23 protein-coding genes and 1 pseudogene are annotated in these 24,480 nt (G+C 67.3%); 13 read left to right on the top strand and 11 right to left on the bottom strand.

What is annotated here, in order from left to right; genetic code table 11:
- The first annotated feature begins 11 nt into the window (after positions 1 to 11).
- The 3 genes from trpC to C7H84_RS12890 are packed head-to-tail and all read left to right on the top strand — an operon-like array spanning position 12 to position 2,378.
- Positions 12 to 797: an indole-3-glycerol phosphate synthase TrpC gene (trpC, locus tag C7H84_RS12900; RefSeq protein WP_121859154.1), complete on the top strand. Its 786-nt coding sequence runs from the start codon at positions 12 to 14 to the stop codon at positions 795 to 797.
- A complete protein-coding gene (locus C7H84_RS12895; protein WP_121859153.1) occupies positions 797 to 1,423 on the top strand; it encodes a CYTH domain-containing protein in 627 nt (208 codons plus the stop codon). Before trpC ends, C7H84_RS12895 begins: the two co-directional genes overlap by 1 nt.
- Positions 1,424 to 1,436: 13 nt before the next feature.
- Positions 1,437 to 2,378: a uracil-DNA glycosylase gene (locus C7H84_RS12890; RefSeq protein WP_121859152.1), complete on the top strand. Its 942-nt coding sequence runs from the start codon at positions 1,437 to 1,439 to the stop codon at positions 2,376 to 2,378.
- Between the two features lie 110 nt (positions 2,379 to 2,488).
- On the opposite strand, the gene C7H84_RS12885 is transcribed toward C7H84_RS12890, so the two are convergent.
- From C7H84_RS12885 to C7H84_RS12870, 4 genes are all read right to left on the bottom strand, one after another.
- Positions 2,489 to 3,085, bottom strand: coding sequence for an NAD(P)H-dependent oxidoreductase (locus C7H84_RS12885; RefSeq protein WP_121859151.1), 597 nt, complete (start codon positions 3,083 to 3,085; stop codon positions 2,489 to 2,491).
- A 156-nt stretch (positions 3,086 to 3,241) separates the two neighbouring features.
- Complete coding sequence (locus C7H84_RS12880) at positions 3,242 to 5,041, bottom strand: PDZ domain-containing protein (RefSeq protein ID WP_121859150.1); 1,800 nt, start codon at positions 5,039 to 5,041, stop codon at positions 3,242 to 3,244.
- A 126-nt stretch (positions 5,042 to 5,167) separates the two neighbouring features.
- The gene (locus C7H84_RS12875; protein WP_121859149.1) at positions 5,168 to 5,896 is read right to left on the bottom strand and encodes a DsbC family protein; all 729 of its coding nucleotides are present in this window, start codon (positions 5,894 to 5,896) and stop codon (positions 5,168 to 5,170) included.
- Positions 5,897 to 5,986: 90 nt separating this feature from the next.
- The gene (locus C7H84_RS12870; protein WP_121859148.1) at positions 5,987 to 7,165 is read right to left on the bottom strand and encodes a UbiH/UbiF family hydroxylase; all 1,179 of its coding nucleotides are present in this window, start codon (positions 7,163 to 7,165) and stop codon (positions 5,987 to 5,989) included.
- Positions 7,166 to 7,412: 247 nt separating this feature from the next.
- On the opposite strand from C7H84_RS12870, the gene ychF reads away from it, so the two are divergent.
- On the top strand, positions 7,413 to 8,507 hold the full coding sequence (gene ychF, locus C7H84_RS12865; RefSeq protein ID WP_121859147.1) for a redox-regulated ATPase YchF: 1,095 nt from the start codon (positions 7,413 to 7,415) through the stop codon (positions 8,505 to 8,507).
- A 336-nt stretch (positions 8,508 to 8,843) separates the two neighbouring features.
- Here ychF and gabP read toward each other — a convergent pair whose 3' ends face one another.
- From gabP to C7H84_RS12845, 3 genes and pseudogenes are all read right to left on the bottom strand, one after another.
- The gene (gabP, locus tag C7H84_RS12855) at positions 8,844 to 10,235 is read right to left on the bottom strand and encodes a GABA permease (protein ID WP_121859146.1); all 1,392 of its coding nucleotides are present in this window, start codon (positions 10,233 to 10,235) and stop codon (positions 8,844 to 8,846) included.
- A gap of 472 nt (positions 10,236 to 10,707) precedes the next feature.
- Positions 10,708 to 10,806, bottom strand: a pseudogene (locus tag C7H84_RS37155) (MmcQ/YjbR family DNA-binding protein); the annotation flags it as partial.
- 27 nt (positions 10,807 to 10,833) lie between these two features.
- Complete coding sequence (locus C7H84_RS12845; protein WP_121859145.1) at positions 10,834 to 12,096, bottom strand: MFS transporter; 1,263 nt, start codon at positions 12,094 to 12,096, stop codon at positions 10,834 to 10,836.
- A 206-nt stretch (positions 12,097 to 12,302) separates the two neighbouring features.
- Here C7H84_RS12845 and gcvA point away from each other — a divergent pair, with 206 nt between their 5' ends.
- The 3 genes from gcvA to ettA all read left to right on the top strand — a co-directional run bounded on the left by gcvA (position 12,303) and on the right by ettA (position 15,508).
- Entirely contained in the window at positions 12,303 to 13,220 is a 918-nt protein-coding gene (gene gcvA / locus C7H84_RS12840; RefSeq protein ID WP_121859144.1) for a transcriptional regulator GcvA, read from the top strand.
- Positions 13,221 to 13,337: 117 nt separating this feature from the next.
- Entirely contained in the window at positions 13,338 to 13,652 is a 315-nt protein-coding gene (locus tag C7H84_RS12835; protein WP_121859143.1) for a DUF3761 domain-containing protein, read from the top strand.
- Between the two features lie 188 nt (positions 13,653 to 13,840).
- Positions 13,841 to 15,508 carry an energy-dependent translational throttle protein EttA gene (ettA, locus tag C7H84_RS12830; RefSeq protein WP_046544841.1) on the top strand — a complete coding sequence of 556 codons (1,668 nt, stop codon included), beginning with the start codon at positions 13,841 to 13,843 and terminating at the stop codon, positions 15,506 to 15,508.
- 134 nt (positions 15,509 to 15,642) lie between these two features.
- Here the strand turns inward: ettA and C7H84_RS12825 are convergent, their stop codons facing one another.
- The 4 genes from C7H84_RS12825 to C7H84_RS12810 form a co-directional block, all read right to left on the bottom strand.
- Positions 15,643 to 16,266 carry an HAD-IA family hydrolase gene (locus C7H84_RS12825; RefSeq protein ID WP_121859142.1) on the bottom strand — a complete coding sequence of 208 codons (624 nt, stop codon included), beginning with the start codon at positions 16,264 to 16,266 and terminating at the stop codon, positions 15,643 to 15,645.
- Positions 16,263 to 16,814: a cysteine hydrolase family protein gene (locus tag C7H84_RS12820; protein WP_121859141.1), complete on the bottom strand. Its 552-nt coding sequence runs from the start codon at positions 16,812 to 16,814 to the stop codon at positions 16,263 to 16,265. The genes C7H84_RS12825 and C7H84_RS12820 overlap by 4 nt, the downstream gene beginning before the upstream one ends.
- Positions 16,815 to 16,910: 96 nt before the next feature.
- Entirely contained in the window at positions 16,911 to 18,725 is a 1,815-nt protein-coding gene (locus C7H84_RS12815) for an aminopeptidase P family protein (RefSeq protein WP_121859140.1), read from the bottom strand.
- A gap of 18 nt (positions 18,726 to 18,743) precedes the next feature.
- Positions 18,744 to 18,998: a hypothetical protein gene (locus tag C7H84_RS12810; protein ID WP_121859139.1), complete on the bottom strand. Its 255-nt coding sequence runs from the start codon at positions 18,996 to 18,998 to the stop codon at positions 18,744 to 18,746.
- Between the two features lie 171 nt (positions 18,999 to 19,169).
- Here C7H84_RS12810 and C7H84_RS12805 point away from each other — a divergent pair, with 171 nt between their 5' ends.
- The 6 genes from C7H84_RS12805 (at position 19,170) to C7H84_RS12780 (ending at position 24,268) form a co-directional block, all read left to right on the top strand.
- A complete protein-coding gene (locus C7H84_RS12805; protein WP_121859138.1) occupies positions 19,170 to 19,931 on the top strand; it encodes a response regulator transcription factor in 762 nt (253 codons plus the stop codon).
- 26 nt (positions 19,932 to 19,957) lie between these two features.
- The gene (gene hemA, locus C7H84_RS12800) at positions 19,958 to 21,256 is read left to right on the top strand and encodes a glutamyl-tRNA reductase (protein WP_121859137.1); all 1,299 of its coding nucleotides are present in this window, start codon (positions 19,958 to 19,960) and stop codon (positions 21,254 to 21,256) included.
- Positions 21,257 to 21,349: 93 nt separating this feature from the next.
- Positions 21,350 to 22,432: a peptide chain release factor 1 gene (prfA, locus tag C7H84_RS12795; protein ID WP_121859136.1), complete on the top strand. Its 1,083-nt coding sequence runs from the start codon at positions 21,350 to 21,352 to the stop codon at positions 22,430 to 22,432.
- A 7-nt stretch (positions 22,433 to 22,439) separates the two neighbouring features.
- On the top strand, positions 22,440 to 23,282 hold the full coding sequence (gene prmC / locus C7H84_RS12790; protein WP_121859135.1) for a peptide chain release factor N(5)-glutamine methyltransferase: 843 nt from the start codon (positions 22,440 to 22,442) through the stop codon (positions 23,280 to 23,282).
- Positions 23,283 to 23,349: 67 nt separating this feature from the next.
- On the top strand, positions 23,350 to 23,661 hold the full coding sequence (gene grxD / locus C7H84_RS12785) for a Grx4 family monothiol glutaredoxin (protein ID WP_121859134.1): 312 nt from the start codon (positions 23,350 to 23,352) through the stop codon (positions 23,659 to 23,661).
- 10 nt (positions 23,662 to 23,671) lie between these two features.
- The gene (locus C7H84_RS12780; RefSeq protein WP_121859133.1) at positions 23,672 to 24,268 is read left to right on the top strand and encodes a UbiX family flavin prenyltransferase; all 597 of its coding nucleotides are present in this window, start codon (positions 23,672 to 23,674) and stop codon (positions 24,266 to 24,268) included.
- Positions 24,269 to 24,480: the final 212 nt, after the last annotated feature.

Genomic DNA, 24,480 nt, shown 5'->3' with positions numbered 1-24,480 from the left:
CAGGAATCCACATGAGCGACATTCTCGACCGAATCATCGCCGTCAAGCGCGACGAAGTCGCGGCGGCCTTGCGCAGCACGCCGCTCGAGGCACTGAAACTGGAAGCATCGACGCGCGACCTGCGCGACTTCGTCGGCGCGCTGCGCGCGAAGCAGGCAGCCGGCACCGCGGCGGTGATCGCCGAAGTGAAGAAGGCGAGCCCGTCGAAAGGTGTGCTGCGCGAGCATTTCGTGCCGGCCGACATCGCACGTTCGTATGCGGCTCATGGCGCAGCCTGCCTGTCGGTGCTGACCGACGAGCAGTTCTTCCAGGGCAGCGTGCGCTATCTGCAGGAAGCACGCGCGGCCTGCACGCTGCCGGTGCTGCGCAAGGACTTCATCGTCGATGCGTACCAGATCCTCGAAGCGCGCGCGATGGGCGCCGACGCGATCCTGCTGATCGCCGCCGCGCTCGCCACGCCGCTGATGCAGGACTTGGAGGCATACGCGCACTCGCTCGGCCTCGCGGTGCTGGTCGAGGTTCACGACCGCAACGAGATGGAACAGGCGCTGACGCTGAAGACGCCGCTCGTCGGCATCAACAACCGCAACCTGCGCACGTTCGAGACGACGATCCAGACCACGCTGGACATGCTCGACATGGTTCCGGCGGACCGCATGGTCGTGACCGAGTCGGGCATCCTGTCGCGCACCGACGTCGACACGATGCGCGCGGCGAACGTGAACGCGTTCCTCGTCGGCGAGGCGTTCATGCGCGCCGACCAGCCGGGCGAGGAACTCGCGCGGATGTTCTTCTGATGGCGATCGAACAGGAAATCAAGCTCGCGCTGCCGGCCGGCCAGGTCGATGCGGCGCGACGCTTTTTCGAGACGCTGACCGGCGAAGCCGGCGAGGTCATCACGCTCGCGAACGTCTATTACGACACGCCCGAGCTCGCGCTGGCCCGCTCGAAGAGCGCGGTGCGCGTGCGCCGCACGCCGCACGGCTGGCTGCAGACCTTCAAGACGGTCGGCAGCGCGGAAGCCGGCCTGCATCGCCGCCACGAATGGGAGCTGCCCGTTGCCGGCGATGCGCTCGAAATCGACGCGCTCGTCGCCGCGTGCGACGTGCCGGAGGCCGCCGGCGCGCTGCGCGATGCGGCGCCCGCGCTGCACGCGCTGTTCCGGACTGATTTTTCGCGTACGCTGTGGCGCATCGCAATCGGCGGCGCAACCGTCGAGGCCGCGGTGGACGTCGGCGAGATCGTCGTCCACGCGGAACACGATACGCGCCGCGAACCGATCAGCGAAATCGAACTCGAACTGATCGACGGCCCGGAAGCGGCACTCGCGACACTCGCCGCCGAACTGCAGCAAGCGCTGCCGGGCCTCGCCCCCGAAAACATCAGCAAGGCGCAACGCGGCTACCGGCTGCGCGCGCAATAAACACGCATCACGCATGGCAACCCGCAAGACTCTCCGCACGCCGCAGCAGGCGTCGCTGTTCGACGATCCCGTGCCGGCAACGGCGCAGGACGATGTTTCCGCCCCGGCGCCCGCGCCGGCCGCAGCCGGGCGCAAGCGCGCAAAGCAGGCCGCGGCCGCTCCGGTGGCCGAAGCCCCGGCGGCTGAAGCCGCGTTTTCCGCCGCGCCGCAGCCCGTTGCGCCCGTGGCTGCGGACGTCCCGCACCTCGCCGCGCAATTCGATGCGCTGCCGGCTGTGTGGCGCGACGTGCTGAAACCCTTCACCGACAGCGACGCGTATGCGCCGCTGTGCCGCTTCGTCGACGACGAGCGTGCGGCCGGCAAGGCGGTCTACCCGACCGACGTGTTCCGTGCGCTGCGCCTGACGAGCCCGGACGACGTGAAGATCGTGATCCTCGGCCAGGACCCGTACCACGGCGACGATCGCGGCACGCCGCAGGCGCATGGCCTCGCGTTCTCGGTGCCGCCGGCCGTGCGCACGCCGCCGTCGCTGCGCAACATCTTCAAGGAAATCGCCGCGAATTTCGGCCATGACACCCCGCGTCACGGCTGTCTCGATACCTGGGCGCGCCAGGGCGTGCTGCTGCTCAACACCGTGCTGACGGTCGAGCGCGGCGCGGCCGCGAGCCATGCGAAGCGCGGCTGGGAGCAATGCACGGACACGCTGATTCGCGAACTCGCCAACCGCCATCGCGGGCTCGTGTTCATGCTGTGGGGCGCGCATGCGCAGGCGAAGCGCGCGCTGTTCGATGCGAACGCGCACTGCGTGCTCGAGGCGCCGCATCCGTCTCCGCTATCCGCGCACCGCGGCTTCCTCGGTTGCCGCCACTTCGCGCTCGCGAACGACTATCTGGTCGAAGCCGGCCGCGAACCGATCGACTGGCGCCTGCCGGAAACCGCCGAGACGCTCGCGTAACGGCCTTGGCGGGTCCTTCGCCGGCTGACATGCAAAAACGCCGCGCCCCTGTCGGGACGCGGCGTTTTTTCTTCTGACCACGCGGCAGGTGCGATGCACCCACGTCGATCTTACAACGCAGCGATCGCTTCGCGTGCGCTGGCGAGCGCGGCGCTCTGTGCATCCGGGCCGAGGTTCAGGCCTTCGGCGTGGATGAAGCTCACGTCGGTCAGGCCGATGAAGCCGAGGAACGAGCGCAGGTACGGCGTCTGGCTGTCGTTCGGCGTACCGAGGTACTTGCCGCCGCGGGCCGTCACCACGTGAACCTTCTTGCCCTTGATCAGGCCTTCCGGACCGTTCTCGGTATAGCGGAACGTGACGCCTGCGCGGGCGATCCAGTCGAAATACGTCTTCAGTTGCGACGAGACGCCGAAGTTGTACATCGGTGCGCCGATCACGATGATGTCGGCGGCTTGCAGTTCGGCGATCAGCGCATCGCTCTTCGCGACGATCGCATTCTGTTCCGCGCTACGCTGGTCGGCCGGCGTGAAGAACGCGCCGAGCACCGACTCGTCCAGGTGCGGCAGCGCATCGGCCAGCAGATCGCGAACCACGACCTTCGAGCCGGGGTTCGATTGTTGCAGCTTTGCCGTCAGTTCGTTGGACAGCAGCGTGGACTGCGCACCTTGCGAGCGGGCCGCGGAATTGATTTGCAGAATGGTCGTCATGTCAGGCTCCAGTTAGGTTGCGCTTCGGTAGCGCGAGTGACGCCATTGTGCGTGGCCGCATGATCGCGAAAAAGCGGGTTCAGGGCGACGGATTGTTGCACCAGCAGAACAATCCATGGTCGCGCCCCGAAACCCGCTTTCGCACGTTCAGCCCTTTCAGCCCTTCAGCCAGGCTTCCCGGGCCTTGTTCATGGCGGCCGGCTTCGCGGCCGCCGTGAGCCGGTAGCGCGTGACTTCCGGCCCGTCCAGCTTCAGTTTCACGGTTCGCAGCTCGTCGCGGCGGAACGCGTGCACCTCGATCTTGTCGCCCGGCCGGTAGCGCGCGAGCAGCGTATCGAGGTTCGTACCAGTGATGCGCAGCCCGTCGAGCGCGATCAGCGTGTCGCCGGCCGACAGCCCCGCGCGATGCGCGCCGCCGCCTTCGTAGACCGCCGCCAGCGTGCAGTCCGCACCGCCGCGCAGGCGCGCGCCGATCGTCGGCTTGGCGAGTGCGCCCGCCGCGATCTCGGGCGTGAGCGTCACGCCGAAGGGTGCGAACAGGTCGGCGAGCGGCAGGTCGCGCGTGCCGTGCACGGCATCGGCGAACAGCCGGCCGAGCGCGACGCCCGTCGCTTCCTCGATCAGCGCCTCGACCTCGTTTTCCTCGACGCCCGCCTGCTTGCCGCGATAGAACTCACGACCGTAGCGCTCCCACAGCACGCGCATCACGTCGTCGAGCGACTTGCGGTTGCGCGACTGCGCGCGGATCGCGAGATCGAATGCAAGCGCGACGAGCGAGCCCTTCGTGTAGTAGCTGACGATCGCGTTGGTCGCGTTCTCGTCCTGACGGTAGTACTTGATCCATGCGTCGAACGAGCTTTCGGCGACGCTCTGCTTCAAGCGCCCCGTGCCGCGCAGCACGCCGCCGATGGTGCGGCCGAGCGCCGCGAAATATTCGTCCTGCGACATCAGCCCGCTGCGCACGAGCATCAGGTCGTCGTAATACGACGTGAAGCCCTCGAACAGCCACAGCAGCGACGTGTAGTTTTCGCGCGCGAGGTCGTACGGCACGAACGCGGCCGGCTTGATGCGCTTCACGTTCCACGTGTGGAAATACTCGTGGCTGCACAGGCCGAGATACGTGCGATAGCCTTCCGTCGTTTCCGGCCGGCCTTTCACCGGCAGGTCGGTGCGGTTGCAGATCAGCGCGGTCGACGCACGGTGCTCGAGGCCGCCATAGCCGTCGCTGACCGCGAGCGTCATGAACACGTAGCGATCCATCGGCGCCTTCTTCGATTTCGGCTCGAACAGCGCGATCTGCGCTTCGCACACGCGCTTCAGGTCGGTGCGCAGCCGCTCCATGTCGAGCTGCGTCACGCGCCCGGCGATCACGATGTCGTGCGGCACGCCGTGCGCGTCGAACGTCGCCAGCGCGAACTCGCCGATCGTCACCGGATGATCGGTGAGTTCGTCATAGTTCGATGCACGATACGCGCCGAATCCGTAGCGTTTGGTGCCGCGTGCCTCGGGCAGCGACGTACCGACGCGCCACGTGCGGAAGGCCGGGCCCGCCGGTTTGGCGATGTCGACTTCGCAGGGCGCGTCCTCGCGGCCGGCCACGCTCAGGAACACGGCCGTGGCGTTGAAGAAGCCGCCCGATTCGTCGAGATATGCGGAACGGACCGACAGGTCCCACGCGTACACGTCGTAGCGCAGCGTGATCGCGCCGTTCACCGGCGCGGCCTGCCACGTGTTCTTGTCGATCTTCGCGACCCGCACCTTGCGGCCCGCGTCGTTGAACGCGGCAAGCGTCACGATGTTGCGCGCGAACTCGCGCACGAGGTAGCTGCCCGGAATCCACACGGGCAACGAGAAGCGCTGGCCTTCGGGATCGGGATCGGTGACCGTCACCGACACTTCGAACAGGTGCGCGGCAAGATCTTTCGGGGCAATCGAGTAACGGATCGGCTGGGTCATCGTGGGAGTCGGTCGAAAATCAGTCGAAAATCGGACGGAACATGGCGGCGGAAACGAAGAGAGGCGCCGGCGGATATCGCGGGCGCCCCTCGCTGGCCAGGCCACGCGGCCCGGCTGGCCGGTCGGTTACTTGCTCGACGCGAGCGCCTGGTTCAGCTGGTCGGCCGACACCGCGCCCGGCAGGCGACGGCCGTCGGGGAAGAAGATCGTCGGCGTGCCGGTGACGTTCATCCCGCGGCCGAGCGCGAGGTTCTTGTCGAGTGCGGTCGTATCGCAGGTGCCGGCGCCGGTCGGTACGCGATGGTCGAGCATCCAGCCCTGCCAGGATTTCGCGCGGTCGGTCGCGCACCAGATCGCCTTCGACTTCGCGGTCGAATCGGGCGACAGCACCGGGTACAGGAACGTGTAGACGGTCACGTTGTCGACCGACTGCAGGGTCGTCTCGAGGCGCTTGCAGTACGGGCAGTTCGGATCGGAGAACACCGCGATCTTGCGTGCGCCGTTGCCCTTGACGACCTTGATCGCGTTGTCGAGCGGCAGGCTCGCGAAATCGATCTTGTTGAGGTCGGACAGGCGCGCGTCGGTCAGGTTCTTGTGCGTCTTGGTGTCGACGAGATCGCCGAGCAGCACGTAGTCGCCCGCGGCATCGCTATAGATGATCTGCGTGCCGAGATTCACTTCGTACAGGCCCGCGACCGGCGATTTCGACACGCTCTTGATCGGCGCGTCGCTGCCGAGACGTGCCTGCAGCGTCGCTTTCAGCTTGTCGGTGGTTTGGTCGGCCTGCGCGGTGCAGCCGAGCGTCGCCATCGTGACGGCCAGCGCCAGCGAGGCGATGCGGATCGTTTTTTTCATCCTGTTGTTCCTTCAGCTCAATCGGAGTGCACGTCACAGTGTACGCCGTAACGGGACCCTGTCCGACAGGCCGGGGACGCGAAGGTTCGATCAGCCCAGCGCGGCCGACACGAGCCAGCGCTTCACGAGCGGTTGCGCGCCGACGAACGCCATGCCCGCATTGCGCACCGCCTTCGCGAACGAGCCGGGAACCGCGAACAGCCGTTGCAGCCCGTCGGTCGCCACCATCAGCGCGCGGATGTCCTCGCGGCGCGAGCGCTCGTAGCGGCGCAGCAGCACCGTATCGCCGAGGTTGCGGAAGCTTTCCTTGTTCGCGATCGCATCGGCGAGCGCGGCGACGTCGCGCAGCCCGAGGTTCATCCCCTGCCCTGCGAGCGGGTGGATCAGGTGCGCGGCATCGCCGACCAGCGCGACGCGCGGCGCGATCAGCTTGTCGACGGTCTGCAGCGCGAGCGGGAAGCCGGCCGCGGGCGTCACGCATTCGAGCGTGCCGAGCTGGCCGTGCGACACGCGCTCGACTTCGGCCGCGAGCTGCGCGGGATCGAGTGCGAGCAGTTCGTCCGCATGCGCGGTGTGCGCGGACCACACGAGCGACACGTGACCGTCCGGCAGCGGCAGCAGCGCGACGATCTCGCCGTCGTGAAACCACTGGCAGGCCGTCTCGCGGTGCGGCAGCGATGCCTTGAAGTTCGCGACGACACCCGTCTGCCGGTAATCGCGCCGCTCGACCTTGGCCCCCATTTGGGAACGCACCCACGAATGCGCACCGTCGGCGCCGACGACGAGATCCGCTTCGAGCACTTGCCCCGACGACAGCGTGAGCACGGCTGCGTCGTCGCGCACGTCGAAGCCCTGCGCCCGCGCATCAAACCACGTGAGGTTCGGTTGGAACCGCAGTGCGGCATCGAGCGATGTCTCGATCAGCGACGATTCGGCGATCCACGCGAGCTGCGGCACCGATGCCTGGTACGCGGAGAAATGCAGTTCCGCGTGCGCATCGCCGTACACCCGCATGTCGTAGACGGGCGCGAGCCGGCCGTGATCGAGCGCCTGCCAGACCCGCAGCCGCTCGAGCAACGCCTGCGAGCTGGACGACAGCGCGTAGATGCGCGTGTCGAACGCGAGATCGGCGGGGCGCGGCGTAGCCGGCTGGGCGAGCAAGGCGGTCTTGTAGCCGGACTGGGTCAACGCGAGCGCGGCCGTCTTGCCGACGAGCCCGCCGCCGACCACGGCGACGTCGAAGGTGTGGTGGGCAGTCATGGCGGGCATTATAGCCGCGGGGCCAATCCCTTACGCGGCCGGACTTTGCGGGAAATCAGCAGAATCGCGGACGGGCCCGGCAGCGCGGCGGCCCGTCGCATCGGCCGTTCGGGGGAAGGCCGGAAAGCGTGGCGCCGGCACGGTACAATAGCGCCTTTGAACGTCGGCCCGCCGCGCTCCGAGCGCCGGCCGTCCCCATTTTCCCGCGCCGCCGCGCTTCGTCCGGCCGCGCCGCCTCACCCGTTCGAAGGATTCCATGAGTCTCAAATGCGGCATCGTCGGCTTGCCCAACGTCGGCAAGTCCACCCTGTTCAATGCGCTGACCAAGGCCGGCATCGCCGCCGAGAACTACCCGTTCTGCACGATCGAGCCGAACGTCGGCATCGTCGAAGTGCCCGACACGCGCCTGAAGGCGCTGTCCGAAATCGTGAAGCCCGAGCGCGTCGTGCCGGCCGTCGTCGAATTCGTCGACATCGCCGGCCTCGTCGCGGGCGCGAGCAAGGGTGAAGGCCTCGGCAACCAGTTCCTCGCGAACATCCGCGAAACGGACGCGATCACGCACGTCGTGCGCTGCTTCGAAGACGACAACGTCATCCACGTCGCCGGCAAGGTCAGCCCGATCGACGACATCGAAGTGATCAACACCGAACTCGCGCTCGCCGACCTCGCCACCGTCGAGAAGGCGCTCACGCGCTACTCGAAGGCTGCGAAGTCGGGCAACGACAAGGAAGCCGTGAAGCTCGCCGCGGTGCTCGAGAAGGTGCGCGCGCACCTCGACCAGGGCAAGGCCGTGCGCGGCCTCGATCTGTCGGACGACGACCAGGCGCTGCTCAAGCCGTTCTGCCTGATCACCGCGAAGCCGGCGATGTACGTCGCGAACGTGAAGGACGACGGCTTCGAGAACAACCCGCACCTCGAAGCGGTGCGCAAGTACGCGGAAAGCGAGAACTCGCCGGTGGTCGCGGTGTGCGCGGCGATCGAAGCGGAAATCGCCGATCTCGACGATGCGGACAAGGAAGCGTTCCTCGCCGACATGGGCATGCAGGAGCCGGGCCTCGACCGCGTGATCCGCGCGGGCTTCAAGCTGCTCGGCCTGCAGACGTACTTCACCGCGGGCGTGAAGGAAGTGCGCGCGTGGACGATCCACATCGGCGACACCGCGCCGCAGGCAGCCGGCGTGATCCACACCGACTTCGAGCGCGGCTTCATTCGCGCGCAGACGATCGCGTTCGACGACTTCATCACCTACAAGGGCGAACAGGGTGCGAAGGAAGCCGGCAAGATGCGCGCGGAAGGGAAGGAATACGTCGTGCACGACGGGGATGTGATGAACTTCCTGTTCAACGTCTAAGTGTTGTTGCCGCGCTGTTCCAAGCAAGAAAGCCCGCTGAATGCGGGCTTTCTTATTTCGGCTACCGGATCGCGTCACTGCACCGTGCAATCCCGCGTGTGCCTTGCCCGGTTGCGTGGATGGTAACTTGACCAGACGAACTGGCTGAAACAGCTCTCCGCCACTTCGGTCCACGTCCTGAGTCCATCGGATTCTTCTCCCTTAAATTTCGGCACGATCTCGTCGACTCCCGCAGCGACATCTGCCCATCGCAAAAAGCAAAATGGCCCGACCGGCAAACGCCGATCAGGCCATTTTCACGACCGGGGCTTCGCGCCCCGCCGTCACTTCAATTCATCACGTCGCCGACACGCGTCGCCCGGCTCCCGCACGCGCATCGCGACCGCGCTTGTTCAGCCACGAAGCAAACAGCACGATCAACGCAAGCACGGCCGTCGCGCCCACTTCCATCCGGTGTTCCTCGCTGACGAACATCACGGTCAGCGTCCCGCAGATGAACAGAATCACCGCCCACGTGAGCCACGGGAACAGCCACATCCGCAGCGGCAGGTCGGCGCCGCTCGATCCGAGCGTCTTGCGCATGCGCAGCTGCGAGATCGCGATCACCAGATAGACGAGCAGCGCGATCGCACCCGAGGTCGCGAGCAGGAAGCCGAACACCTGCTCCGGCATCAGGTAGTTCGCGATCACGGTCACGAACCCGAACGCGGTCGATGCGAGCACGGCTGCACGCGGCGTGCCGGTCGAATCGGTGCGGTGCAGGAACGCGGGCGCGTCCTTGCGCCTGGACAGCGAGAACAGCATCCGCGACGCGGTGTACAGCGCGGAATTCAGGCAGCTGGCGACCGACACGAGCACGATCACGTCGATGATCGCCTTCGCGTTCGGAACGCCGATCAGCTCCATCGCGCGCTGATACGAGCCGTGCTTCGGCAGCAACGGATCGTTCCACGGCACGATCGCCGCAACGACGAGGATCGAGCCGAGATAGAACAGCGTGATACGCCAGATGACGGAATTCGTCGCACGTACGATCTGGCGTTGCGGGTTGTCGGATTCGGCGGCCGCGATCGTCACGATCTCAGTGCCGAGGAACGAGAACATCGTCGTCAGCATCGCCGCGAGCACCGCGCCGGCGCCGTTCGGCATGAAGCCCTGATGCGCGAACAGGTTCGACACGCCCGATACGGCCGGCGCCGGCACGATGCCGACGATCGCCGCACCGCCGATGCACAGGAACACGACGATCGCCACCACCTTGATCAGCGCGAACCAGAATTCGAATTCGCCGTAGTTCTTGACCGAGAAGAGATTGGTGATCGTCAGCAGCAACGTGATGCCGAGCGCGAAGATCCAGGTCGCGATACCGGGGAACCACGCATTGAGAATGGTCGCGGCGGCCGTCGCCTCGATCGGGATCACAAGCACCCAGAACCACCAGTACAGCCAGCCGATCGAGAAGCCCGCCCAATGGCCGATCGCGCGATCGGCATAGGTCGAGAACGAACCGCTGTCCGGATGCGCGACGGCCATCTCGCCGAGCATGCGCATCACCAGCACGACCAGCACGCCGGCGATCGCATACGCGAGGATCGACGCCGGGCCGGCTTCCGCGATCGCGTGGCCGGAGCCGACGAACAAGCCCGCGCCGATGACGCCGGCAATCGACATCATCGTCACGTGCCGCTGCTTCAGACCCGTGCCGAGGCCTGTGTTGTTTCCACTCATCTGTCTCTCTCCAAAAAACGGTTCCCGGTACGACCGGGTGTCGCATGAAGGCGGCGCGGGGGAATTGTCGTTGTTGGATCCGGCGCCCGCCGCGCATGCGCGGCATGTGGGCGGAAAGCCGGATCGAGCCTGTGCCGGTCAGTGCGCAACGCAGTCTGCGAAGCTGCGGGTGCGATGCGGCGCTCGGGGCGCCGGCGCATCGCGTGCGCCCTTTCCGTCGGCTGTCGGTCAGCCGCCTTCGAAGCGAAGGAGTGTAAGCATCAAACGGTTCTTCACTAAGAACCAATTGAAGAATTTCGATGGATCCACTTGTTGCATCGATTCGAACCGATGCAACGCTTGGTCCGGTCCGGCGTCCCCTTGCGAACCGTCGGATCGGGCAACCGAGCGAATGCAAGCCCGCTCGGCCGCCGGGCAGAGACGTCATCCGGTCGCGGCGCTTCGCGTGCCGCGCAAGCGCCGCACCCGGCGCTCAATGCGCGTCGACCGACACTTCGTCCCGCCATCCGGCCGGGACGATCGCGTGCCATTCTCGGAGAAGCAGCTTTTTCACGGCGTCGGGATGCGTCGCGTCTGGCCGCCCATTCGCGACTCGCGTCTATCGGCCGGCCGCACGCGCCGCTACCGGCGCGCGTCCGGTGGTGGCGACAATCGCGAACGCGATCGCATTGGCCGCCGCGCTGGCGAGGATCGGCACGAGATAGCCGCCGCCCGCGTCGTAGATGAAGCCGGCCGCGGCCGGCCCGATCAGCGTGCCGAACGCTACGCTCGTGTACAGCACGCCGATGATCGCGCTCACGTTGCGGCCGCCGAAATAGTCCATCACGACGGCGGGCAGCACGGCGACCCAACCGCCGTAGAACACGCCGAACACGAGTGCGAACGCGGCCAGCGTCGCCACCGTCCCCGCGCCGGCCCACGCGACGAGCGCGACGGCCATGCCGGCGAACATCGCGAGCAGCGACGCGCGGCGGCCGAAGCGGTCGGCGAGGCCACCGAGGAAGAAGCGACCCGCCGTGCTGCCGACGCCGATCGCGCCGAGCAGCAACACGGCCGTCGACGGCGCCACGCCATGATCGAGCGCGTACGGCACGAGATGCACGAACGGCACGAAGACACCGAATGAACACACGAGGCAGGCCGCGTAGAGACTCGCGAACGGCCGCGACGTGACGGCCTCGCGCACGGTCGCGCCGGCCGGCACCGATGAAGCGCCGCCCGGCAGCGCATTGCCGGATCCCGCGTGCGCCGCATCGCCGTCGGGCAGCACGCCGCGGCCGCGCGGATCGTTCTCGATCAGCAGCGACATACCGGCGCCCACCACCACCGCGATCGCCGCGAGCGTGACGTACGCGCCGCGCCAGCCGACGTGCGCAATCAACGCGGACGCGAGCGGCGGCATGACGAGCGTGCCGACGCCGATCCCCGCGACCGCGAGCCCGGACGCGAAGCCGCGCCGCCGCACGAACCAGCGCTGCACGGCGCCGACGGCCGGCACGTATGCGCAGCCGACGCCGAGGCCGACCCCGAGCCCGTAAGCGACGTAGACCTGCAACAGCGTATGCGCGGCGCCGGCCGCCGCGAGCCCGGCGGCCGTCAGCAACATGCCGGCGACCGCGAGCCGTCGCGAGCCGAACCGATCGGCAAGCGGGCCGCTGACGATGCCGAAGCCGAAATACAGGAAGCCGGCCAGCGAGAACACGAGCGAGATTTGCCCGCGCGACGCGGCAAAATCCCGCTGCAGCGATTCGACGAACGCGCTGAACGTGTACGCGCTGCCGAAACCGACGAACGTGACGGCGAACGCTGCCGCCACCACATACCAGCCGTAGAAGACGCGCGATGTGCGCAGGCGGTTCATGACGATGCTCCTCTCCGGTTTCGCGGGACGCCGCACGGCGCCCGATTGCCTCATGGATATAGTTGAACTATGTTGATCGCATCGGCCGCCGCGACGCTGCCCCGCTGAACGTGCTCCGATCCGACAGGTTCAAGGTGAAAACGGTACTCGCGCGCCCGCATTGCCTCAAACGATATTTCGTCAGCCTTTCGATTTAGAAAAACTCAATGATCCGTTCGCGCCTACCACCGCTCAACGCGTTGCGTGCGTTCGAGGCGGCCGCCCGCCACCTGTCGGTGAAATCCGCGGCCGAGGAACTGTCGGTCACGCCCGGCGCGGTGAGCCAGATGATCCGCACGCTCGAGACGCATCTCGGCGTGCAATTGTTCGAGCGCGTGAACCGCGGCATCCTGCTGACCGCCGCTGGCCGCGACTACCTGCCACCCGTGCGCAATGCGTTCCGGCAGATCGCCGACGCGTCGCAGCGCGTATCGGGCACTGCGGACAGCGGCGTGCTGACGGTAAGCGTCACGCCGTTTTTCGCCTCTGCATGGCTCGTGCCGCGCCTCGCGCAGTTCCGCGACGCATGCCCGGACGTCGACCTGCAGATCGTCGCGAGCCACGCACTGGCGGACTTCTCGCGCGATGGCGTCGACGTCGCGATCCGCCACGGTCTCGGCCGTTACGTCGGCCTGTGCAGCGAACGGCTGCTGACGGTGGAGATCGTCGCGCTGGCGGCGCCGTCGCTCGTCGCGCGGCTCGGCATGCCGGCGACGCCCGCCGACCTGGCCGGATGGCCGCACCTGCACGATGCCGAGCGCAAGGGTTGGCATATCTGGTTCGACGCGCAGCGAATCGACGATTTCGGGCCGCCGCGCGGCCCCGCGTTCGACGATTCCGGCCTGTTGCTGCAGGCGATCCTCGCCGGCCAGGGCGCGGGCCTGCTGCCGGCGGCGATGGTGCGCAGCGAGCTCGCGAGCGGGCGACTCGTGCAGCTTGCCGACGTCGCATGGCTCGACGACTTCGCGTACTACCTCGTCTATCCGCCGCATCATGCGGAACGGGCGAAAGTCGCCGCCTTCCGCCGGTGGATCCTCGAAGCCGCGCAAGCAGACGGCGCGGCATCGATGAGCGGCGCGGCGTAGCGGCGCGGCACCGCCCGAAGGCGGCATCGCGACGCAGCCGTTCGGCTAACATGCGGCGAGCGGTCCACCCGCCATCGAGCGCAGATAACAACATCCGAAGAGAAAGAGAGAGAGACCATGCCCGCCCTGCTCCGCCGCGCGACGCGCATCGCGACCCTGTCGGCCGCGCTGTTCTTCGCGTGCGCCACCCTGCCGCCCGCCGCGCACGCATATCGCGCAACGCCCGGCTACGGCACCGCCAACGAAGCCGACCTCGACCGGCACGACACGTACCGCAATCGCGACGGCAACACCGTCCACGCGCCGGCCCATTCGAAATCGGGCCGCGTGCCCGACGGCGCGAGCGCGCGCTGCCGCGACGGCACGTACAGCTTCAGCCGCCACCGGCGCGGCACCTGCTCGGGGCACGGCGGCGTCGCCGCGTGGCTGTGAGCACGGGTCGGCCGAATGGCCGGCGTGGTGCCAGCGGCAGCCGGCGGCGAAGTACAATACGCGCTCGCGCCGCCAACCCGCGGCGACACCGCCGCGCCGCGCGCGGCACGCTCCGTACCGAATCCTTCGACGCCACGCACGCCGCCGCGCTGCGCGGCAGTCTCAACCACTTCTGACTTTCACACCAAATGGCCCAATACGTTTTCACGATGAACCGGGTCGGCAAGATCGTGCCGCCCAAGCGCCAGATCCTGAAGGACATCTCGCTGTCGTTCTTTCCCGGCGCGAAGATCGGCGTGCTCGGCCTGAACGGCTCGGGCAAGTCGACGCTGATCCGCATCATGGCGGGCGTCGACAAGGACATCGAAGGCGAAGCGACGCCGATGCCGAACCTGAACATCGGCTACCTGCCGCAGGAACCGCAGCTCGATCCGACGAAGACGGTGCGCGAAGCCGTCGAGGAAGGCCTCGGCGACCTGTTCCAGGCGAACAAGAAGCTCGACGAAATCTACGCGGCCTACGCGGAGCCGGACGCCGACTTCGACGCGCTCGCGGCCGAGCAGGCGAAATACGAAGCGATCCTCGCGTCGAGCGACGGCGGCAGCCCCGAGCAGCAGCTCGAAGTGGCCGCCGACGCGCTGCGCCTGCCGGCGTGGGACGCGAAGATCGAGCACCTGTCGGGCGGCGAAAAGCGCCGCGTCGCGCTGTGCAAGCTGCTGCTCGAGAAACCCGACATGCTGCTGCTCGACGAACCGACCAACCACCTCGACGCCGAATCGGTCGACTGGCTCGAACAGTTCCTGGTGCGCTTCCCGGGCACCGTCGTCGCCGTCACGCACGATCGCTACTTCCTCGACAACGCAGCCGAGTGGATTCTCGAACTCGACCGCGGCCACGGCATTCCGTGGAAGGGCAACTACAGCAGCTGGCTCGACCAGAAGGAAGAGCGCCTGAAGCAGGAAGAGGCGTCGGAATCGGCACGCCAGAAGGCGATCAAGAAGGAACTGGAGTGGGTGCGCCAGAACCCGAAGGGCCGTCAGGCGAAGTCGAAGGCGCGTATCGCGCGCTTCGAGGAGCTGAGCAGCCAGGAATACCAGAAGCGCAACGAAACGCAGGAAATCTTCATTCCGGCCGGCGAACGCCTCGGCAATGAAGTGATCGAGTTCAAGAACGTCAGCAAGTCGTTCGGCGACCGCCTGCTGATCGACAACCTGAGCTTCAAGATCCCGGCCGGCGCAATCGTCGGCATCATCGGCCCGAACGGTGCCGGCAAGTCGACGCTGTTCAAGATGCTGACCGGCAAGGAACAGCCGGATTCGGGCGAAGTCGTGATGGGCCCGACGGTGAAGCTCGCGTACGTCGACCAGAGCCGCGACGCGCTCGACGGCTCGAAGACGGTGTTCGAGGAAATCTCGGGCGGCGCGGACGTGCTGACGGTCGGCAAGTACGAAACGCCGTCGCGCGCATACATCGGCCGCTTCAACTTCAAGGGCGGCGACCAGCAGAAGATCGTCGGCAACCTGTCCGGCGGCGAACGCGGCCGCCTGCACCTCGCGAAGACGCTGATCTCCGGCGGCAACGTGCTGCTGCTCGACGAACCGTCGAACGACCTCGACGTCGAAACGCTGCGCGCGCTGGAAGACGCGCTGCTCGAATTCGCGGGCTCGGTGATGGTGATCTCGCACGATCGCTGGTTCCTCGACCGGATCGCGACGCACATCCTCGCGTTCGAAGGCGATTCGCAGGTCACGTTCTTCGACGGCAACTACCAGGAATACGAAGCCGACAAGCGTGCGCGCCTCGGCGAGGAAGCCGCGAAGCCGAAGCGTCTGCGCTACAAGCCGATCAGCCGCTGAGCGGCCCGGCCCGCGCATCCGGCGCCGCGGCAATGCCGAGCCGGATGCCGAAAGCGGCCGTTTCCGGACCGGCAGAACGAGAAAGCGGGCTCATCGCCCGCTTTTTTTCATCTCGCTGCGCTTGGCGCGGATTCCTATGCGAGCGCGCCCAGCTCGCGCAAGCGCGTCTCGGTTGTCGCCGCGCTGGTGTGATGAATGCCGTGCCAGCCGAGCGCCGTCGCGGCCGCCGCGTTCTTCGCGTTGTCGTCGATGAACACGAGCTCGTGCGGCGCGATGCCCGGTAGATGCGGTTCGATCCGCGCGTGCATGGCGTGATAGATCGCCGGATCGGGCTTCACGAGCTTCACGCGGCCCGACACGACGATGTCCCTGAAACGCCGCAGCACCGGGAAGTTGTCCCACGCATACGGAAAGGTCTGCGCCGACCAGTTGGTCAATCCGAAGAGCGGCATCCCCTGCGCGTCGAGCCGGTCGACGAGCGCGGCGCCTTCGTCGAGCACGCCGCCGATCATCTCGTGCCAGCGCGCGTAGAACGCGCGGATCAGCGCCTCGTGCTCCGGAAACTTCGCGACGAGTTCGCTCGTGCCTTCGTCGATCGTCTGTCCGCCGTCCTGGCGGACTACCCAGTCCATCGCGCATACGTGCGTGAGGAACCAGCGCCGCTCGGCTTCATCGGGAATCAGTTGCCGGTACAGGTACTCGGGGCTCCAGTCGATCAGCACGCCGCCGAAATCGAACACCACCGCCTTGATCGTCATGCGAACTCCGCCGCGAGCACGTCGGCGAGCGGACGCGGCGTCACCGCATTGCCCGACAGCGTATTGTTTTCCCAGATGAAGTGATGATGCGCGACGATCTGCGCCGCCGACAGGTGCGTGCGCTCGTTCGTCGTGTGCAGATCGGAGACCACGGTCGCGCGGTAGCCGAGCAGTGCCGCGCGACGTGCGGCCGAATCGACGCAGAACTCGGTCGCATAGCCGCAGATCAGCACCGAGCGGATGCCGTGGCTGTCGAGCTGCGCGGCGAGCGGCGTGTCGTGGAACGCATCGCTCATCTGCTTGCGGATGCGCCAGTCGGAGCGACCGACGATCAATGCCTCATGCAGTTCCCACCCGGGCGTGCCGGGCACGATGTCGTCGTCCGCGTCGCCGTCGTGCTGCACGAAGCACACGGGCGCGCGTGCCGCGCGCGCCGCGGCGGTCAGCCGGTTGATGCCCGCCACGACGTCGTCGAGCCGGTACGCGGGCCGCGCCCGCTGCACCAGCCCGCGCTGCATGTCGATCACGATCACTGCGGTGTCTGCCATCAGTTGCCCTCTCGGTCGTGGTGCGGCCATCGTGCGGCCGGTAGCGTACGTGGCGTGTTGCGTGTTGCGTGTTGCGTGTTGCGCGTTGCCGTTGCGTCAGATCGGCTGCGTGCGCGCGTGGAGCCACGCCTTCGCATCGCCGCTCACGTGCCGGCCGACGCGCTCGCGCACGCTCGCGTGATACGCGTTCAGCCACGCCCGCTCTTCTTCATGCAGCATCTCGATGAGCACGCAGCGCGTGTCGATCGGGCACAGCGTCAGCGTCTCGAACGCGAGGAAGTCGCCGAACTCGGTCTGCCCGCTCGCGCGATTCACGACCAGGTTCTCGATCCGGATACCCCATTTGCCGGGCCGGTACACGCCCGGCTCGATCGACGTGATCATCCCCTCTTCCATCGCCGTGTACGATTCGGCCGGCGCGTAGTGCGAGATGACCTGCGGGCCCTCGTGCACGTTCAGGAAGTAGCCGACGCCGTGGCCGGTGCCGTGACCGTAGTCGAGGCCGGCTGCCCACATCGGCGCGCGCGCGATCGCGTCGAGCATCGGCGAGCGGATGCCGCGCGGAAAGCGTGCGCGCGACAGCGCCATCATCGACTTCAGCACGATCGTGAAGTCGCGGCGCTGCAGGTCGCTGACCGTGCCGACCGGCACGACGCGCGTGATATCGGTCGTGCCGGTGGTGTACTGGCCGCCCGAATCGACGAGCAGCAGGCCGTCGCCGGCGATCGTCGCATGCGACTCGGGCGTCGCGCGATAGTGCGGCATCGCGCCGTTCGCGTTGAAGCCGGCGATCGTCGCGAAGCTCGGCGACACGTAGCCGGGGCGCCGGGCGCGCGCGGCCGTGAGTTTCTCGTCGATCGTCAGCTCGGTGATCGTCTCGCGGTTCAGCGCCTGTTCGAACCACGCGAAGAATTCGGCAAGCGCGGCGCCGTCGTGCTCCATCGTCACGCGCACGTGCTCGATCTCGGCGGACGTCTTGCGCGACTTCGCGAACGTCGACGGGTTCACCGCCTCGATCAGCTTCACGCCGGCCGGCACGGCCTCGAGCGTGCCGAACGTCACGCGGCGCGGATCGATCAGCAGCGTCGCGCCGTCGGGCAGCGCCGCGAGCGACGCGCGCGCGGCGTCGTACGCGCGGACCTCGACGCCGTCCCGCGCGAGCGACGCGGCCAGCGCCGGCGACACCTTGCCGTCGGCGACGAACAGCGTCGCGCGCTCGGCGCCGATCAGCGCGTGCGCGACGAACACCGGGTTGAAGTTGACGTCGGCGCCGCGCAGGTTGAACAGCCACGCGAGATCGTCGAGCGTCGACACGAAATGCCACTGCGCGCCCTGCGCGTGCATTGCGCGGCGTACGTCGGCGAGCTTGCTCGCGCGCGTCGCGTCGGCCTGCGGCGCGACGTGCTCGAACACGGCGTCGCCCGGCAGCCCCGGCCGCTCCGGCCAGATCGCGTCGAGCAGGTCGAGATCGGTGCGCAGCGCGATGCCGCGCGCGCTCAGCGCGGCCGTCAGCGCGCGCGCCGCGGCAACGCCGAGCACGGCGCCGTCGACACCGACCGTCGCGCCGGCCGCCACGTTCTGCGCGAGCCAGTCGACGTGCGGCGCGCTCTGCTGCCCGCCCGTCATCTTCATCAGCTGGACGCCCGAGCCGGCGAGTTCGGCCTCGGCCTGCACCCAGTAGCGGCTGTCGACCCACAAGCCCGCGAACTCCGCGGTCACGACCAGCGTGCCGACCGAACCCGTGAAACCGGACAGCCAGCGACGCGCCTGCCAGCGTTCGGGCAGGTACTCGGACAGGTGAGGATCGGCGGACGGCACCAGATAGGCGGCCAGATCCTCGCGGACCATCGCGCCGCGCAGCAGCGCGAGGCGGGCCGGCACCGACGAGACTTCGGGGAGACGGGCATTCATGATTTCACCTGAGAGCTTTCAGCGACGGGCCGACACGGCGACCGTCACGGCTACGGCGAGGAACGCGACGCCGGTGCAGACCGGCCATTCGAGCGTTTCGCCATCGTAAAACAGTCCGGAGAGATTGCCGGCCATGCGCGCGGCGGCGGCGCCTGCGATACCGACCAGCACCGCGATCCACCATGCCGGCCGGCCCGTGCGCCGCATCGGATGCAGCCACCGGCCGAACAGCCCGACGGCCCCTCCCAGGACAAGGATTCCAAACCAGTTCATTCGACGCCTTCTATAAATTCAGATTCGTCCCATAGGCGTGAACGTTGCCAGCGGCTAGCATCGATTCATCCATCGAACCCGAGACCAGCCGGGCGCCGCGAACATTCGAGTGTAGGGGCCGACCCGACGTTATGGCAAGCGCGCACCGGCAGCCGTATTGAAGAAATCCTCATGCGAATCGCTCTGATCGATCCGGAGGCACGTCATGCTGCGCTCCTGAACCGCCTGCTCTTCGCCGGCGGTCATGTGTGCCACGCGTTTGCGTCCAGCGCGGCATTCTTCGAGTGGCTCGCCACCGATACCTGCGACATGTTGATCACCGGCCACTGGGCCGGCGATCAGCCGGCCGAAGAAGTCATTCCGCGCGCGCAGGCGATCCTGCCCGGGCTGCCGGCCATCGCCGTGATGCAACTGCCGCGCGAAAGCGAAGTCGTGTCGTGCCTGCACGCGGGCGCCGACGACTGCCTCGTGCGCCCGGTGAGCGGGCCCGAGCTGCTCGCCCGCGTCAATGCGCTGAGCCGGCGCGCCGGCGTCCGGCGGCCGCCGAATCGCTCACGCGAAATGTATGGAGAATACGCATTCGACGCGACGCACAGCCTCGTGCGCTTCGGCGACGCGGTCGTCGCGCTCACGCCGAAGGAATTCCGCTTTGCGCAGCTGCTGTTCGCGAACCTTTCCCGGCCCGTGTCGCGCGCCCATATCCTCGAAACGGTGTGGGCCCGTCACCGCGACATGAAGTCGCGCACGCTCGACACCCATGCGTCACGCCTGCGCAGCAAGCTGCAACTGCTTCCGGAGCGCGGCTACCGGCTCCTGCCGCTTTATGGCTACGGCTATCAGCTCGACCGCGTGCCGATCGAGCCCCCAAATTCCAGGCCGCGCCACGCTGATGCCCGGTATGCCCCGAGTGAGGAAGTCGCTGAAACGCTATAATATGGGGCTAAACGATAGCCCTCGATATGCAACTCCTCACGATCGGAATCAACCACCACACTGCGCCTGTCGCCCTGCGCGAACGCGTGGCGTTTCCGCTCGAGCAAATCAAGCCTGCTCTCGTCACGTTCAAGAACGTGTTCCTCGGCCCTCAGGCGCCCAATGCGCCCGAAGCGGCGATCCTCTCGACCTGCAACCGCACCGAACTCTACTGCGCGACCGACGATCGGGCCGCCCGCGAGGGTGCGATCCGCTGGTTGTCGGAGTACCACCAGATTCCCGTCAGCGAGCTCGCGCCGCATGTCTATGCGCTGCCGCAGTCGGAAGCGGTCCGGCATGCGTTCCGCGTCGCGTCGGGCCTCGATTCGATGGTGCTCGGCGAAACACAGATCCTCGGCCAGATGAAGGACGCCGTGCGCACCGCGACGGAAGCCGGCGCGCTCGGCACCTATCTGAACCAGCTGTTCCAGCGTACGTTCGCGGTCGCGAAGGAAGTGCGCGGCACCACCGAGATCGGCGCGCAGTCGGTATCGATGGCCGCCGCCGCGGTTCGCCTCGCGCAGCGCATCTTCGAAAAGGTGTCCGATCAGCGCGTGCTGTTCATCGGTGCCGGCGAAATGATCGAGCTGTGTGCAACGCACTTCGCCGCGCAGAGCCCGCGCGAGCTCGTCGTCGCGAACCGCACGGCCGAACGCGGGCAGCGCGTCGCCGAACGCTTCAACGGCCGCGCGATGCCGCTGTCGGACCTGCCGTCCCGCATGCACGAATTCGACATCATCGTGTCGTGCACCGCGTCGACACTGCCGATCATCGGCCTCGGCGCGGTCGAGCGCGCGGTGAAGGCCCGCCGCCACCGGCCGATCTTCATGGTCGACCTCGCGGTGCCGCGCGACATCGAGCCGGAAGTCGGCAAGCTGAAGGACGTGTTCCTCTACACCGTCGACGATCTCGGCGCGATCGTGCGCGAAGGTAACGCGTCGCGCCAGGCCGCGGTCGCGCAGGCCGAGACGATCATCGAGACGCGCGTTCAGAATTTCATGCAATGGCTGGACACGCGCAGCGTCGTGCCGGTGATCCGTCACATGCATACGCAGGCCGACGCGCTGCGCCGCGCGGAAGTCGAGAAAGCGCAGAAGCTGCTCGCGCGCGGCGACGATCCGGCTGCCGTCCTCGAAGCGCTGTCGCAGGCGCTCACCAACAAGCTGATCCACGGCCCGACGAGCGCGCTCAACCGCGTGAACGGCGCCGACCGCGATTCGCTGATCGACCTGATGCGCGGCTTCTACCAGCACGCACCACGCTCGAACGACCCGTCCGGCCACTAGCGCCGGCCGGTTGCCCTGCCGTCGGCCGGTTTGTCCCGCCGCCGGCCTATCCTTTCCGAATACCCCTTTTGCCCGGGAGCGCCGCTCCACACCATGAAGACGAGCATGCAACGCAAGCTCGACCAGCTGTCTACCCGGCTGGCCGAACTGAACGACCTGCTGAGCCGCGAAAACGTCACGGCCGACCTCGACCAGTACCGCAAGCTGACGCGCGAACACGCGGAGCTCGGCCCGGTCGTCGAGCAGTATGCGCTGTGGCGCCAGTCGCGCAACGACGAGACGGCCGCGCAGGAGTTGCTCGCCGATGCATCGATGCGCGATTTCGCCGAAGACGAGATTCGCAGCGCACGCGAACGCATGGCGCGTCTCGAAGGCGAGTTGCAGAAGATGCTGCTGCCGAAGGATCCGAACGACGACCGCAACATCTTCCTCGAAATCCGCGCGGGCACCGGCGGCGACGAATCGGCGCTGTTCGCGGGCGACCTGCTGCGCATGTACCTGCGCTTCGCGGAGCGGCAGCGCTGGCAGGTCGAGATGATGTCGGAAAGCGCGTCGGATCTCGGCGGCTACAAGGAAGTGATCGTACGGATCGCGGGCCAGGGCGCGTACTCGCGCCTGAAGTTCGAATCGGGCGGCCATCGCGTACAGCGCGTGCCGGCAACGGAAACGCAGGGGCGCATCCATACGTCCGCCTGCACGGTCGCTGTGATGCCGGAAGCCGACGAGATCGGCGAGGTCGAGATCAATCCGGCCGACTTGCGGATCGACACGTTCCGCGCGTCGGGCGCCGGCGGCCAGCACATCAACAAGACCGATTCGGCGGTGCGCGTCACGCACATTCCGACCGGGATCGTCGTCGAGTGCCAGGACGACCGTTCGCAGCACAAGAACAAGGATCGCGCGCTGAAGGTGCTCGCCGCGCGCATCAAGGACAAGCAGTATCACGAGCAGCACGCGAAGGAAGCCGCGACGCGCAAGAGCCTGATCGGCTCGGGCGACCGCTCGGAACGGATCCGCACGTACAACTTCCCGCAAGGCCGGATGACCGACCACCGCATCAACCTCACGCTGTACCGGCTCGAGGCGCTGATGGACGGCGATCTCGACGAACTGATCGCCGCGCTCGTCACCGAGCACCAGGCCGAGTTGCTCGCGTCGCTCGGCGACACCGACTGAGGCCGCGATGCCCGACACCACTGCCGACGATCTGCTGCGCGCGTCGCCGCTCGACGCGGTCGATGCACGCGTGCTGCTCGCCTACGCGCTCGGCTGGACCCGCACGCAGCTGATCACGCGTGGCGACGCTCCGCTCGAGCCGGCCGCGATCGAGCGCTATCGCGCGCTCGAGGCGCGCCGCGTGGCCGGCGAGCCGGTCGCGCAGCTCGTCGGGATGCGCGAATTCTTCGGCCGGCCGTTCGACGTGACGCCCGACGTGCTGATCCCGCGCCCCGAAACCGAACTGCTCGTCGAAGCCGCGCTCGATGCGATCGACGGACGCCCGCATCCGGCCGTGCTCGATCTCGGCACCGGCAGCGGCGCGATTGCCGTGTCGATCGCCGCGGAACGGCCGGACGCACGCGTGTGGGCGGTCGACCGATCGCCGGCCGCGCTCGAAGTCGCGCAGCGCAACGCCGAGAAGCTGCTCGACGCGCGCCGCCCCGGTGGCTCGCTCCACTGGCTGCAGAGCGACTGGTACGCCGCGCTCGATCCGGCGCTCGCGTTCGACACGATCGTCAGCAACCCGCCGTACATCGCGCAGCACGATCCGCACCTCGCGCAGGGCGACCTGCGTTTCGAGCCGCGCGGCGCGCTCACCGACGACGCCGACGGCCTGAGCGCGATCCGCACGATCGTCGCGGGCGCCGGCGCCTATCTGAAACCGGGCGGCACGCTATGGATCGAGCACGGCTACGATCAGGCCGACGCCGTGCGGGCCCTGCTCGTGGCACGCGGCTTCGTCGCGGTCGAATCGCTCGCCGATCTCGCCGCGATCGAACGCACGACGGGCGGCCGCCGGCCCGGCTGATGGCCGGCCCGCCCGGTTGAAATCCGCTATCATTTCGTTCTAACGCCCCGCAAACGCAAGGTCAGTCATGGACACCCAACAACGTATCAAGCAAATCGTCGACGAAAACCAGGTCGTGCTCTTCATGAAGGGCAACGCGCAATTCCCGATGTGCGGCTTCTCGGGCCGCGCCGTGCAGGTGCTGAAAGCCTGTGGCGTCGACCAGTTCAAGACGGTCAACGTGCTGGAAGACGACGAAATCCGCCAGGGCATCAAGTCGTTCTCGAACTGGCCGACCATCCCGCAGCTGTATGTGAAGGGCGAATTCATCGGCGGCTCGGACATCATGATGGAGATGTACCAGTCGGGCGAACTGCAGCAACTGTTCGCCGCCGCGTAACCCCTCCCCGATGGCATTTCCCAGCGCGCCGCCACGCCGGCTGATCGTCGCGATCACCGGCGCCACCGGCGCGGTCTACGGCGTGCGGCTGCTGGAATTGCTGCGCGCCGCCGGCGGCGTCGAAACGCATCTGCTGGTTTCGAACGCCGGCTGGCTCAATATCCAGCATGAACTGAAGCTGTCGAAAGCCGACGTCGAAAGTCGCGCGGATGTCGTACATTCGGTGCGCGATGTCGGCGCGACGATCGCGTCCGGGTCGTTCGCGACCGACGGAATGGTGATCGCGCCGTGCTCGATGAAGACGCTCGCGAGCGTCGCGCATGGGCTATCGGACAACCTGATCACGCGCGCGGCCGACGTCACGCTGAAGGAACGTCGCCGTCTGGTACTGATGGTGCGCGAAACGCCGTTCAACCTCGCGCATCTACGCAACATGACCGCCGTGACCGAAATGGGCGGGATCGTGTTTCCGCCGCTGCCCGCGTTCTACGCGATGCCGCAGACGATCGAGGAATTGGTCGACCACACGGTCACGCGCGTGCTCGACCTCTTCGCGCTCAGTGCGCCGATGACGACGCCGTGGGCCGGCATCCGGCCGGCACAGTAACTCGCTCGAACCGGCGCTTGCGCGCCATTCTTCACGCATCTTCGGCGATTCTGCCGCCTGCCTGCTCGATCCGGCCGGCTCACGCCCGGCTCTTCTTCCGCACCCGGAATCGGTCCAATTATCAACAAGCACGATTCAATCAAATTCCAAGAGACCGGTTTATCAATGTTCGGTACGCGCCTATAGTCACATCCAAACCCTCTTGCAGGTTA

This window comes from Burkholderia sp. Nafp2/4-1b (genome assembly GCF_003635165.1).
GTDB lineage: Bacteria > Pseudomonadota > Gammaproteobacteria > Burkholderiales > Burkholderiaceae > Burkholderia.
This window is presented reverse-complemented; position numbering and strand designations above follow the sequence as displayed.